This window comes from Oceanospirillum sp., from assembly GCF_982874595.1.
This window is the reverse complement of record NZ_CEYNZH010000017.1, coordinates 1-12,787: the sequence shown is the minus strand read 5'-3', so window position 1 is coordinate 12,787 and position 12,787 is coordinate 1. Positions and strand designations below refer to the sequence as shown.

The 12,787-nt window shown below is 49.2% G+C and carries 10 protein-coding genes; 5 read left to right on the top strand and 5 right to left on the bottom strand.

Annotation, left to right across the window (positions count from 1 at the left end):
* The first annotated feature begins 103 nt into the window (after nucleotides 1-103).
* Entirely contained in the window at nucleotides 104-847 is a 744-nt protein-coding gene (locus AC4GL5_RS09565) for a nitrilase-related carbon-nitrogen hydrolase (protein WP_490382553.1), read from the top strand.
* 15 nt (nucleotides 848-862) lie between these two features.
* Nucleotides 863-2,161: an APC family permease gene (locus AC4GL5_RS09560; protein WP_490382552.1), complete on the top strand. Its 1,299-nt coding sequence runs from the start codon at nucleotides 863-865 to the stop codon at nucleotides 2,159-2,161.
* 155 nt (nucleotides 2,162-2,316) lie between these two features.
* On the opposite strand, the gene prfH is transcribed toward AC4GL5_RS09560, so the two are convergent.
* From prfH to AC4GL5_RS09545, 3 genes are all read right to left on the bottom strand, one after another.
* A complete protein-coding gene (gene prfH / locus AC4GL5_RS09555; protein WP_490382551.1) occupies nucleotides 2,317-2,952 on the bottom strand; it encodes a peptide chain release factor H in 636 nt (211 codons plus the stop codon).
* Nucleotides 2,952-4,115, bottom strand: coding sequence for an RNA ligase RtcB family protein (locus tag AC4GL5_RS09550; RefSeq protein WP_490382550.1), 1,164 nt, complete (start codon nucleotides 4,113-4,115; stop codon nucleotides 2,952-2,954). Before AC4GL5_RS09550 ends, prfH begins: the two co-directional genes overlap by 1 nt.
* Before the next feature lie 1,315 nt (nucleotides 4,116-5,430).
* On the bottom strand, nucleotides 5,431-6,012 hold the full coding sequence (locus tag AC4GL5_RS09545) for a CAP domain-containing protein (RefSeq protein WP_490382549.1): 582 nt from the start codon (nucleotides 6,010-6,012) through the stop codon (nucleotides 5,431-5,433).
* Between the two features lie 278 nt (nucleotides 6,013-6,290).
* On the opposite strand from AC4GL5_RS09545, the gene AC4GL5_RS09540 reads away from it, so the two are divergent.
* The 3 genes from AC4GL5_RS09540 (at nucleotide 6,291) to AC4GL5_RS09530 (ending at nucleotide 11,145) form a co-directional block, all read left to right on the top strand.
* A complete protein-coding gene (locus tag AC4GL5_RS09540) occupies nucleotides 6,291-8,219 on the top strand; it encodes an FAD-dependent monooxygenase (protein WP_490382548.1) in 1,929 nt (642 codons plus the stop codon).
* A 280-nt stretch (nucleotides 8,220-8,499) separates the two neighbouring features.
* Nucleotides 8,500-10,425, top strand: coding sequence for a sensor histidine kinase (locus tag AC4GL5_RS09535; RefSeq protein ID WP_490382547.1), 1,926 nt, complete (start codon nucleotides 8,500-8,502; stop codon nucleotides 10,423-10,425).
* Nucleotides 10,426-10,533: 108 nt separating this feature from the next.
* Complete coding sequence (locus AC4GL5_RS09530) at nucleotides 10,534-11,145, top strand: response regulator transcription factor (RefSeq protein ID WP_490382546.1); 612 nt, start codon at nucleotides 10,534-10,536, stop codon at nucleotides 11,143-11,145.
* Between the two features lie 132 nt (nucleotides 11,146-11,277).
* Here the strand turns inward: AC4GL5_RS09530 and AC4GL5_RS09525 are convergent, their stop codons facing one another.
* Entirely contained in the window at nucleotides 11,278-12,348 is a 1,071-nt protein-coding gene (locus AC4GL5_RS09525; RefSeq protein ID WP_490382545.1) for a c-type cytochrome, read from the bottom strand.
* A gap of 2 nt (nucleotides 12,349-12,350) precedes the next feature.
* A partial coding sequence (locus tag AC4GL5_RS09520) for a c-type cytochrome (protein ID WP_490382544.1) occupies nucleotides 12,351-12,787 on the bottom strand: 437 nt, incomplete at its 5' end.

Here is a 12,787-nt window from a genome sequence, read left to right as displayed (position 1 = left end):
CAATAGGTATAACTACTCATGCCGTTTGCAGAAAATCCTCATTTATTTACGTCGTGATAATAGCCAACAATAAAAGCACACTGGCTAACATAACGATTGAATTATGAAAATAACAATTGCTCAGATCGATATTACGGATCATAGCTATGATGCGAATGCCGATAAAATAATAAAAGTAATCACCGAAAATAAAGATTCAGATATTCTATTATTCCCTGAATTAGCGATTACCGGTTTCCCTACAAAAGATCAGGTACAACCCGCCTATTTAAAATCAAAAAACGCTTTAGAGCGTATCGCGTCGGCGTCTGAGGGCTTATCGACAAAAATAGTCCTGGGCCATATTGAGCAGCACGACTTGGGCTATTACAACAGTGCCTATTTATTAAGCGATGGCGAACAGCAGATTTTACACCGCAAAGCCCATCTGTGGCTGGATGATATCGGAGTGTTCACTAAGGGCCATGAGTGCCCATTGTTAACCCATAAAAACACCGAAATCGGGGCGCAAATCTGCTTTGACCTCGAATTCCCGGAAGGTAGCCGCAAGCTTGCGCAGGCTGGGGCAGACCTTATTGTCATGCCTAACGGCAATATGCACCCCTATTCCAATATCCATTTCATATTGACTCAGGCAAGAGCGATCGAAAATCAGGTCTTTGCGGTTACCTGTAATCGGGTTGGTTCTGGTCATGGCGGTCACTTCGCTGGCGAAAGCCTAGTGGTTTCACCTTTCGGTGAAGTGCTCTTACGTATGGGCGATCTGGAAACCATTCAAACAATAGAACTTGATTTAACACAGGTTCAAAAATCCCGTCGTGATTATTTGTACATTAATAATCTATAACAACAAGAGGTTCTCATGAGAGATAACATTGAATTAAAGAAAACATTAGGACTGGGTGGTTTAATACTGTTCGGATTAGCCTATATGACGCCAATGATCGTATTTGGTACGTATGGTGTTATTTATGAAGAGTCAGGTGGTCAGGTTGCTACCTCTTATATCTTTGCGATGATAGCCATGCTATTTACTGCGATAGCTTATGCAGTTATGGCTAAGAAAATTCCTGAGTCCGGTTCATCCTACGGCTATGTCTCAAAAGTATTTGGTGAAAAGCTGGGCTTTCTGGTTGGCTGGATCATCCTGTTAGACTACCTGTTCCTTCCTATGGTGATCTGGTTAATCGGGGGCGTGTATCTGGAAGCTTATGCGCCTGCTATTCCGGGATGGTTCTGGCTGGTTGCCTTTATCGTATTAACCACAGGGCTGAATATCATCGGCTTTGGCGTCGCGAAAAAAGTCAATCTGGTACTTATGATTCTGCAGTTAGCCGTGATCATCGCTTTCTGTGCCCTTGCCATCACGATTATTGGTGACCAGCCTGAGGTAGCCCCCTCAGTGCCTGACTTTAATCTCGCCTTTGTTGGTGCTGCGATCGCCTGTTACTCGTTTCTTGGTTTTGATGCGGTATCGACTATGGCAGAAGACACCAAAGAGCCTCAAAAGAATGTCCCTAAAGCCATTATCCTGGTTACCCTGTTAGGCGGAACCATTTTCGCCGGTGCGTCCTTTATCCTTGGCACAGCCTTCCCGGACATTACTCTGTTTGCATCTGATTCAGCGGCAGCAGATATGGCCGCCCAAATAGGCGGAGTCGCCTTCTCATCAATTTTCGTAGCAACCCTGGTCGTTGCGCAGTTTACTTCTGGTGTCAGTGCTCAGGCCGGTGCATCACGCTTGCTGTATGCAATGGGTCGTGATGGTGTACTGCCGGGCAAAGCATTTGGTGCTTTACATGAAAAATTCCATACGCCATGGATCAGCATCATTTTGGTCGGTATCGTCGGTCTGTTAGCTCTTAAAATGGACATTACGACATCAACCTCATTTATTAATTTTGGTGCTTTCCTTGCCTTTATCTTTGTGAATCTGTGCGCGGTTGTTACCTACTTCAAAATGGAGCCTGCACAACGCACGCTTTCAAACGCCTTGACGCATCTTGTAGCACCTTTGCTGGGTGTCGTCTGTATCGCAAAACTCTTGATTAGTCTGGATACCCACGCAATCACGTTAGGCCTTTGCTGGTTAGTTGCCGGTGTCGCCTTGCTGGTATTTTTAACCAAAAAGGGAACCAAGCTAGAGCTGGAAATGGACTAAACAGTCATGCTCTAACAACAAAGGCCGCACTAAATGCGGCCTTTGTCATTGTTGGTTGAATGTCTTTGTTCAGAAACCTTCAGTAAAATCACACGACTTACTTAGTTTCAATTCTGTTAAGTTTCAATGCTGTTTCGCCTTAACCCTGTTTAGCCTCAACCCTGTTTAGCCTCAACAAACATGGGCCCGACAAAACGTCGCTGCGGATTTCCGCGCTCTAATTGCCAGTGTTGCTGCCAACGCTGCTGCTCCTCTTGTGAGCGATGGGCATCGGCTTGTGTCGCAAGCTTATGCTGTATCAGAAGCCTTGCCAGTTTTTTGTTGGCGTGCTGACTGCGTTCGCTTTCTACCCGCACCCGGATGCCACTGGGCAGGTGTGTGGCCTGAACCGCTGAATCAGTGGTATTCACATGCTGACCACCCGCTCCGGAAGCTCGACAGCTGCGATACTGGATGCTCTGTTCTGAGATTTCGTACGGCGTATCCTTTTCCGCATCAAACAGCTCACCACTGAAATACCAGTTTTTACGTTTGTGTGCCGGACGATACGGGCTGGGGCACACCCACAGCAATCCCCCTTGCCAACGTTGGCTGAAGGGGAGTGCATCAGTACCCCTGATCCCGATTAAGAGCGACTTATAGCAACCCGATCTTCGATCATCCTGACGCTCCAGAATCTGCAGCTCGATATCATACTGACGGGCTTCCGCCTGCATTCGCTCAAAAGCCAGCGCGACCGCACGGCCGCATTCTTCCGGCCCCTGACCCGCGGATAATTGTAATAACAACATTAACAGCACCCTCCCTGAGTCTTGAAGGTCAGCACCGGTTTCAGTCGTGCAACCAACCGGATCAGGCCAGCCTCCAGCATATCATCGATCACCCGACGACTGTCTTTGTAAGCTTGCGGGGCTTCTTCATAAAGCAGCTCCTTATTACCACAGATCACCTGACTACCCAGTGTTGTACGCTGCATCTCGGATTGACTGTATCGGTGGGACAGGCGTCCCTTGCAGTCGCTGCGTTTCCACTTACGGCCAGCTCCGTGTGCAAGAGAGCAAAGGGCCCTGGGATCAGCATCGCTTTCGGGAGCAACCAGCCAGGAGTAATCACCCCGGGAGCCCGGAATAACCACTAAAGGGACATCTGCCGGTGTGGCCCCCTTACGATGCAGCCAGCCTTGTTGTGACAGGCCATCGGTGTAGGTAAAAGGGGAGACCAAATTATGATTCACATCGAGCACCGGCTCACCCTGGGTACGCACAGCCTCAAGAAAGCGACGGGCTATCAGAAAACGGTTCAGCTCGGCCCAGCGCAACGCATCATTATGCTGTAACAGGTAACCCTGCTGTTCAGGACTGTGATCAGCCAGTCCCCGATGACCAAACTGCTGCACATGCTGCTGCAGGATACTCTGGCCATAACCGCGGGAACCGGAATGCACCAGTAACTGCAAATGCCTGAGGTTCAGCCCGGAAGCAGCAAACAGGTCCTCATCCAAAACCTGATCAACCTGCTGGAATTCCGCAAAATGATTCCCACCGCCAATGGTGCCCAGTGACGCATCAAAGCTGTCAGCAGAGATACCCCGGTGGCTTTTTTCAGACTGAATCAGTGACTGCCAACTGCCATCTAGGGGCTGCTCGACATGGGTCAGCGCTTTAGCGAGCTTATCTGTTTTAGCTTTACGGCATGCCAGATCTGTTTGCCACAGGGACATACCGCAACCGATATCACTGCCAACTAAAGCGGGGTACAGCTGACCAACACTAAAACAGGCTGCACCAATCGGATAACCTTTTCCCGGATGCAGATCCGGCATTCCTGCCACCTGCTGCATATCCGGCATGGCTGCTGTGGTGTGTAATTGTTGAATGGCCAACCCTTCAATCCAGCTATTTGCTGAGGCGACCAGAGTAATATGTTCAGACAGAATTTGTAGGGACGTGCCCATAGTTCCAATTCTCTTTCAAATGGATAGAAAAGATTTTGAATTGGCAGGCCGCAGAAAACTGAGCCCGGGCAGTCAGATATTCCTGCAAACAGCAGGAAGAGAATTAACTGAGGGCGAGGCCTGCAAGGGAGTTAAATAACGACATAATACGATCTCCTTTGCAGTTGAAGGTGAAGACCGCTCAACTTTTGAAGGTGTTCAAAAGTAATAGCGATCAGAAAGTGGGGCGCATAGTAACGGTTGAAACCCGGAATGACAAGGGGTTGTTCAAACCCTGTATTCAACCGTTTAAGGCGCGTATTGGTTTCTTACCAGGCCGTTGACTCAGAAAAACATTATGCCGAGAGCAACAAGCCGATACCCAGACCGACTAATCCCCCTAATACAATCGTCAGGTAGGGGTGGTTATAAATCCATTTGATCATTATTTATCCTCAGAGGATCAGCGCAAGCGGGAGGGGGAATCTCAAGGTAGTTTGTAACCGGAAATAATCAGCCCAAGCAGAATACCTGTCGCAATGCAGATAATCAGAGCCAGATAGAACTTTTTGCAGCTGTTTATATTGATATTTTTTTTCATCATGCCTTCCTTGCAAGGGTGGTTTCTAAATTAAATGAGCCACTATAAAACCAACGAAAACACCACTTAAAGAAGCCACGGCAGCGGCAAAATAGAGTTTCTTAGGATTAAAAAACCAAGGGGAAAATCCAGTCATTGTTTTATCCCATAGTAAAGTTTGACAAGCACTACGGTGATAATTGCTGAGACCAGAAAAATACGTAGCAGTGTTCGGGTTACTTCTTGCTTGGCTGTAGTCAAAATACTTTCCAATTCTGACTCATAGGCAGCTATTTTTGATTCCGCCTTTCTTTTTCTTATATGCGGCATGAGACATCCCTCTTGTTTTAATCAGCTATCGCAATATGCAGGTTATTGCGATCAGAACTGAGTTGGGACTCTAATTTTTATTGGGAGGGATTTCTGTAAGCTTTAAGATATATATTGTAAACTTTTTTAAGGAAGGCCAGCGGATTATAAGGCCTACAGCCTAATGAGCGCTAAACGGGGGGGAAATAGCAGGCTGCAACCGGAATGCTAAAAAACAGGGATAAAGGCTTTAAACATATAAGATATCAACCTGAAAACGGTCACTGAGGGAGCCGCTTCCTGAGGGAGTTGATAGCATTTCCGTCAACAGTAATGACAACAAGACAGAGGTGTAAGGGCCAATAAAGTGAGATCATCATTTAAAGGCCCATCCGAATTATTACTTAAGATTACAGTGAGAATTAATATTCTTACCAGAAATTACGATCACTTAGGCTTAGCCAATAACAACGTCCAATACTTTTTATAATCTGCGGTATCAGAAGAAACACAGGCTGAGCCGATTTCAGTGTAGGTCGATGTCATTATATTTTTGCAATGGCCATCACTCTTTAACCAGGCATTAACAACCGCTGCGGTTGTACTTTGTCCTGCAGCAATATTTTCACCCGCACTGGAATAACTGTACCCGGCGGATTTCATACGATCACTAAATTTCAAACCGTCTGAACCGGTATGACTGAAGAAATTCTCTTTCACCATATCCTGAGAGTGGGCATTAGCCGCTGAAAAAAGTTTCTCATTCCAACTGATGGCTCCAGTCGCCGGAAAATTGCCTTCGGCCCCGCAACTTCTCGACTGGCTTCTTGCTTCATTTATCAGCTGAACCATCTCTTTCTGACTGGTCTTCAGATCGAAACAGCTATTGCTGATCGTCTGGGTATCATTGTCGCCACCGGAGCTTTCTCCGTCGCTATCGCTACTCTCTCCACTCCCTCCACCGAGGCATGCGGTTAACAAAGAGGTAGTGCACAGCAAGAACGCAGTTTTCAGTGTATTCGATTTCATAGTCATTCAGATCCTTTGAAACAAGGGTAATGTGGGTATTCCTGTAAAGCTGAAAATACAGGTATTTAGTCAAAGATTCAAAAGCCAAAGCACAACGAATCAGCTGCGGATCCTCCATTCTTAAGCCTCATTATTCTGTCCCCATTTTTAGGGGACAGGTTTTTTTCTTGATCAAACTAAGCTTTTCATCATCGAAGCAATCCGTTTTCCCATGGGAAATTGAATAATCAGCACATTCAGCAGACCGAACAAAACAATAACGACAAGAGGATATCAGGATGCAATACCATCTGAACGGCTTTAAACCCGGTAATTATCAGATCCGTGATGAGGCCCGTCAGCCTGCAACACCACCACCCATGAAAGCACTACCCAAGGAGGTTGACGTGCTTATCGTGGGTTCCGGACCTGCAGGTCTTGCACTGGCACGACAACTGGCCGATTTTGCAAACATCAAAACCTGCCTTGTCGAACAGAAAACCGGACCTATGCTGTTTGGTCAGGCCGATGGCATCTCCTGCCGTACTCTGGAGATTATGGAAGCTTTTAACTGCAGTGAAATGCTGGTGAAAGAGACCTATCAGCTGCGCCAGAACGCCTTCTGGGAGCCGGATACCGAGCAGCCTGAGCAGATCAAACGCACCCACAAAGTCCCGGATGCACGCCTTGGCCTGTCTGAATTTACCCACGGTGTTGTCAATCAGGCCCGACTGCACGATCTGCTACTGGAAGGCATGGCGAACTCAGTGACGCATCTGGTACCCCATTACAGCCGCCGTTTGCTTTCGTTGGACGTTAATACGGCGCTGAGTCAGGATCTGGATGCCCATGCCATCACCGCAACCTTTGAAAGCGTTGCTGACTCAACAGACAAGGCCATTGAAACCGTCAAAGCACGTTTTGTGGTGGGTTGCGATGGGGCACACAGTGCCGTGCGTAAGAATCTCGGTATCGAAATGCAGGGGGATTCTGCCAACAAGGCCTGGGGCGTGATGGATGTGTTGCTGGTTACGGACTTTCCGGATATCCGCGTTAAAACCTTTATTCAGTCTCAGAACCACGGTGCACTAATGGTGATCCCCCGTGAAGGCGGTTATCTGGTCAGACTTTATGTCGAGATGGATCTTTTTGGAGAAGACCAGCGAGCGGGTAGTCTGAACCTCACCCCTGATGACATAATTGCTAAAGCAAAACTGATTCTGAACCCTTATCAGATAGACGTAAAAGAAGTTGCCTGGTGGTCGATCTATGGCGTTGGTCAGCGTGTCGCAGAGCGTTTTGACGATACGCCGGTGGGTAATCCGGGTAATCTTATTCCCCGTGCTTTTGTCGCAGGGGATGCCTGCCATACCCATAGCCCGAAGGGAGGGTGGGGGTTGAATACCTCTCTACCGGACACCTTCAATCTGGGCTGGAAACTCGCTGCCGTATTACAGGGGCGATCCGATCCTAAACTGCTGCAAACCTACGAAGAAGAGCGCCGCAAAGTCGCCTTTATGCTGATCAATGCTGATCGGGAGATGTCTGCCCTTGTCGCAACCCGGCCAAATGCCCAAAAGAATACAGCAGGAGTAACAACCAACACCGCAGACATTGAGCAGTTTATCACCCGTCAGAACGGTTTTATCGCCGGAACCTCTATCGGCTATGACCCTTCCTATATCACCACAGGACAGGAAAATCAGGCACTGGCGACGGGCTTTAAGATCGGACAGCGTTTTCATTCCGCAAAAGCCGTACGCATTGCCGATGGCTGCCCCGTCCATCTGGGGCATCAGGTAAAAGCCGACGGGCGTTGGCGTCTCTTTATATTTGCAGATAAGAAGAACCCATTGGATAAAGACTCAGCAGCAGCCGGGTTAATTGATTATCTGGCACACAATCCGGCTTCGCCGATATTAAAATACACCGCTGAAGATCAGGATATTGATGCCGTGATCGACGTTTATGCCATCTTTCAGCAACATAATATCACTCTGGAAACACTGCCCGCTTTTGTCTGGCCGGCTAAAGGTAAGTACGGTCTGAGGGATTACGAAAAAGCCTTCCAGTGCGACGCGCAGTACAATATTTTTGAAGAGCGGGGGATTCACCGTAAGCAGGGCTGCATGGTCATTGTACGCCCCGATCAGCATATCGCTAACATTCTGCCGCTACACGCTCATGGGGAATTAAGCACCTTTTTCGATGTTTTTATGCGGTCATAAGCGATTTTCATACTGTGTTACGGGTATCGGTTCAAATCAGCCCTTAAGTCATAGCCAGACAAGGATGTCGGGCTTCACAGCATGGGGTACGGATACTTCTTTGCATAGTATTCTTTACTCTTTTTTACTTACCCCTTTTCTGCTTTTGGTTAGCCCTTATTCCTATGGCTCGAAGTCACCGGAGTTTTATCCCCACTGGAGGTTTAAGAATGCGGAGGAGGGCACTACAATCATTGCCATCATTTTAGCGATCCCTGATATCTCCAGCTAACGGAACTCCATGCCTCAATTCTTTTTTTCGCGTTACCGTTCTCAAACTCATGCCAGATGGCTGGCATCGGCAACAGGGATCCTTTTTCTGGCTTGCGGGTCTTCCTTTGCCCTTGGAGGATCCGCAACCTATGCGGATTCAGTACCAACATCAATACAAGCACCAACCTCAACCGAAAGCCGCTCATACCCAAAGCTTGTTCATGTTGGCTTACTGGCTCCCCGCGGTGATGCCTTGGCACTGCAGAAATGGCAACCCACCTTTGATGGGTTAAGCCAACGTATTAGGGATGTCTCCTTTCAGCTGCACCCCCTGACCCTGAACAACATGGCTCAGGCGGTTCAACAAAGGCATATGGATTTTATCCTTACCAACCCAGGGCAGGCGGTACAGCTTGGGCGAAGGTTTGAGCTTTCCTGGCTGGCAACCCAAACCAAAGCGGGAGTGGGCAGCCATGGCATAGGCTCCGCACTGGTCGTCAGGCAGGATTCGCCGTTTTATCGTTTTGAAGATCTCTACCACAAGCCGATCGCTGCCGTATCTAAACAAGCTTTTGGCGGCTATCTGACGCTGCATTATCATTTGCTGGAACAAGGGCTATCACCTGACCGCTTCTTCAGCAACGTGCATTTTCTGGGCTTTCCCGTTGACGTCAATCTCTATCAACTGCGGGACGGTATTGTCGACGCAGCTATTGTGCCGGTCTGTTTACTGGAAACAATGACCGATAGTGGCCTGTTACCGAAAGAGGCGTTTCGGGTAATTACGAACCCAGAAGGTGCTCCTGATGATCCGTCTCATCGCTGTCAGACCACAACGCAGCTCTATCCGAACTGGTCCATCGCCCGTACAGCCCATGGTAGTCCCGAGATCGCCAAAATGATCGCCCGGGAGTTACTGGCACTGCCCACTGCCAGAGCTAATGGCACCAGCGGCTGGACAACACCGGTCAGCCTGCTGGCGGTGGACCATCTTTACGAAACCTTAGATCTGCACCCATTGGTGAAACCTTTCTGGAAGCAGGCATTACGTTGGCTGAACGCCCATAAAGACAGCGCTTTTCTTGTGCTGGCACTTATCCTTCTGATAGCCGGTTACCATTTCTGGCTGCAGATGAGTTTCAGACGCAGTCAGGAGACGCTGCATAAAACACTGACCGATCTGGCGGATAAACAGGCCCAGCTGGAGCACGCCCAGCGAATCGCTATCCTTGATGAACTCGGCTCAACCCTTGCCCACGAACTGAACCAGCCTTTAAGTGCGATCCGAAATTTTACCGAAAGTATTCAGGTTCGCCTGCGGAAAAACCTCCCGGAGAAGAAAATAACCCCCGTTGTGCAACAAATTGTTGCACAACTTGATCGCACAGATGCGATCATAGGTCGCCTTCGGCAACTGATTAAACAGCCGAAAGGAGAATCACAACAATGCCTGCCCGGACAGCTGCTTGATGCCAGCTTTAGCCTGATGGATCACCGGCTGAAGGAACAAAACATCCGGCTGATCACGCATCCGGAATCAGCGCAAACCCTGATTAACGCAGATCAGGTGGCTCTGGAACAGGTACTGGTCAACCTGATCGGCAATGCAATCGATGCCTGTTGCGAATATCGTGATCAACACGCAGAGGGTCAGGCCACAAGTCATACAGGACAGCAAGGTACCGGCTATCAGCCAGAAATTGAGGTCACTCAGACCTGCGCTGATAATGAGCTTTTGATAACCATCCGGGATAACGGAACTGGACTGCTGACGGACGGTTATCCGAAGGCCTTTCTGACGACCAAGGTGGAAGGGCTGGGGTTGGGTTGGGTGATTAGCCGCGATATCGCAGAACGGCACGGTGGCACCTTAAGAATTGAAAATATCAGCCCCCATGGCTGCCTGGTCAGCCTGAAACTGCCCCTGGCAGAGACGCAGAAAACGCTGGGGTGATCGCTGCAAAACAACCTTAAAACGACGATAAACCCCTACAAAAAATATAACCACCGACAAGAAATATAAATAAGTACACAACAAACAAAATAAGAACAGGAACACTGAATGCGACAACCGGATAAGGCGCTGCCCGTCTACATCGTTGATGATGATCAGGCCGCCTGCGAATCACTGGCCATGATGCTGGAAGACTACGATTTTAAAGTCTCAGCCTTCACGGAGGGTCATAGCTTCCTTAACAGCCTAAAACCGGACGTTCCCGGCTGCCTGATTCTGGACAACCAAATGCCTGAGCTGAACGGGCGGGAGCTGCAACAGAAACTCAGGCAACTGGACAGCCCCGTCTCGGTTATCTTTCTGACCGGTTTTGGCGATGTGCCTTTAGCTGTAGAAGCCCTACAGGCGGGAGCAACGAACTTTTTTCAAAAGCCCGTCAAAGCCGATCTGCTGATACCCGCTATCGAAGAGGGTCTGGTGCAGTCGGTAGAACAATCAGAAAAACAGATGCTGCTCAGGGCCTATAACGCCTTAACGCCCCGTGAAGCTGATATTTTACGCCTGCTGATCGAAGGTCAGCGCAACGCCTGTATTGCCGATAAACTCTGCATCTCTGTACGGACCGTTGAAGTTCACCGGGCCAGTCTGATGAAAAAATTTTCCGCCAGTACAGTGGCCGAGCTCGCATTCCGCTTTGGTAAAATCGAGCACGATCTTTAAACCGCCACATCCGGCGTAGCGACCTATCATCATGCCGTTGTAACCAACAGACAAAGCCGGCCGATTGTTAAAGTGTACAGAAACAAAAAAGCCACCTGAAAAGGTGGCATAAGTGCAGAGTGTATTGCAGTACTACTCGTGATCAACCGTCCCATTAGGGTAAGCCTGCTCACCCAGGGTTTTTCCACCTATCTTCTGGCCGTAGTAGCCCTGATGATTGTGATAACGCTCGCGGTTTTTCTGCAGATCACCCTTATAGCGGGGGTCCTGAGGACGCTCGTGACTGTTGATATAAGCAGCAACATCCCACGCCTGCTGTTGCGTCAGCTGAGCACTTTTACCCAGAGGCATATTTTCGTAAATAAAATAAGCCGCCGTATTGATACGGTGCATACCTGCGCCCCAGTTGTAGGCTTTAGCTCCCCAAAGTGGCGGAATATAGGCGTAACCATCACTCCCTTTCAGTCCCTGACCGTCAGCGCTATGGCAGGTCGAGCAATACTGGTTGTAAACGACCAGACCGCGCTCCGGTGAGGGTTCCTGCTTCGGATTAGCAATCTTCGGATACCCCCGACCTTTCAGTTTACCGCGCTCCTCCAGCGGAAAAGCATCAGCCACTTCTTTGGGTAGCGGGAAGCTAACATCTTTACCGCCGGACTGAAGCATCGCATTGCTGATCTCAGGTACAGGTTGCCCCTCAAGACCGTGTCGATCCATCAAACCACTCATCGCCAGCCAGTAGGAGTAGGCACTCAGAGCAAGAATCTCCGGTGAATCATACGCCGGTGGCTTACCGTTCATAGAATAGGTGAAACAGCCCTGCACGCGTTCGGCGTAACTGTTCACTTTATCGTTCTTCTTACGATAAGCCGGATAAGCCATAAAGCCTGCCCATAAAGGCGCTGCGTTGGCTTTAATACCCGCCTGCATATGACAGTTAACACAGTTCTGGTCGTTACCAACATACTTGCCACGCATCTGCTGCGAATTAACAAACAGGGAGTATCCCAGTCTGACCATGTCACCAAACTCTGTATCCGGCACCTGATCCAGAGAGCGGGGGGTTAAATAGTCCGTATCCGCTTTCTTTTTAACGGCAGGCAGTTCCTGCTGGCGATCCGGTAAAGCATCAGCTGAAAAGGCGGCTTGAGAAAACAGGCTGCTGGCAAAGCCGAGCGCGAGTAGAGGCAATATCTGTTTCATCTTCATTTTTTCACCTCACCCGACAGAGAAGAGAAGTAGCTGGCCAGTCCTTTAATCTCAGATGCGCTCAATTCACCCGCGACATGTCCCATCATATTGATCGGATCACCGGTGCGCAGGCCCTGCTGCCAGTCCTGAAGTTGCTTAGCCAGATAATACTCCTGCTGACCCGCCAGACGGGGGATATGGCCAACACCCATCCCACTGGCACCATGGCAGCTGGTACAGGCGGGGATATTACGGCTCCAGTCCCCCTGATAGGCCAGGGTTTCAGCTGCGCTATCAAAGCGGAGTCGATCACCCCGATACTCAAGGTCTTTAATCGAAGGGGCGGACAGGTTAGAGAAATAGTCCAAAGCCTGTTTGCGGACAGCCGGATCGGCCAGTGGGGCAGACATCGCTGTCATCACCGGATCTTTACGCTTACCGGAAAGGAACA

Coding starts and splice junctions, on each gene's coding strand:
- AC4GL5_RS09565 (WP_490382553.1), top strand. CDS start 104: ATGAAAATAACAATTGCTCAGATCGATATTACGGATCATAGCTATGAT.
- AC4GL5_RS09560 (WP_490382552.1), top strand. CDS start 863: ATGAGAGATAACATTGAATTAAAGAAAACATTAGGACTGGGTGGTTTA.
- prfH (WP_490382551.1), bottom strand. CDS start 2,952: ATGTTGTTATTACAATTATCCGCGGGTCAGGGGCCGGAAGAATGCGGC.
- AC4GL5_RS09550 (WP_490382550.1), bottom strand. CDS start 4,115: ATGGGCACGTCCCTACAAATTCTGTCTGAACATATTACTCTGGTCGCC.
- AC4GL5_RS09545 (WP_490382549.1), bottom strand. CDS start 6,012: ATGAAATCGAATACACTGAAAACTGCGTTCTTGCTGTGCACTACCTCT.
- AC4GL5_RS09540 (WP_490382548.1), top strand. CDS start 6,291: ATGCAATACCATCTGAACGGCTTTAAACCCGGTAATTATCAGATCCGT.
- AC4GL5_RS09535 (WP_490382547.1), top strand. CDS start 8,500: ATGCCTCAATTCTTTTTTTCGCGTTACCGTTCTCAAACTCATGCCAGA.
- AC4GL5_RS09530 (WP_490382546.1), top strand. CDS start 10,534: ATGCGACAACCGGATAAGGCGCTGCCCGTCTACATCGTTGATGATGAT.
- AC4GL5_RS09525 (WP_490382545.1), bottom strand. CDS start 12,348: ATGAAACAGATATTGCCTCTACTCGCGCTCGGCTTTGCCAGCAGCCTG.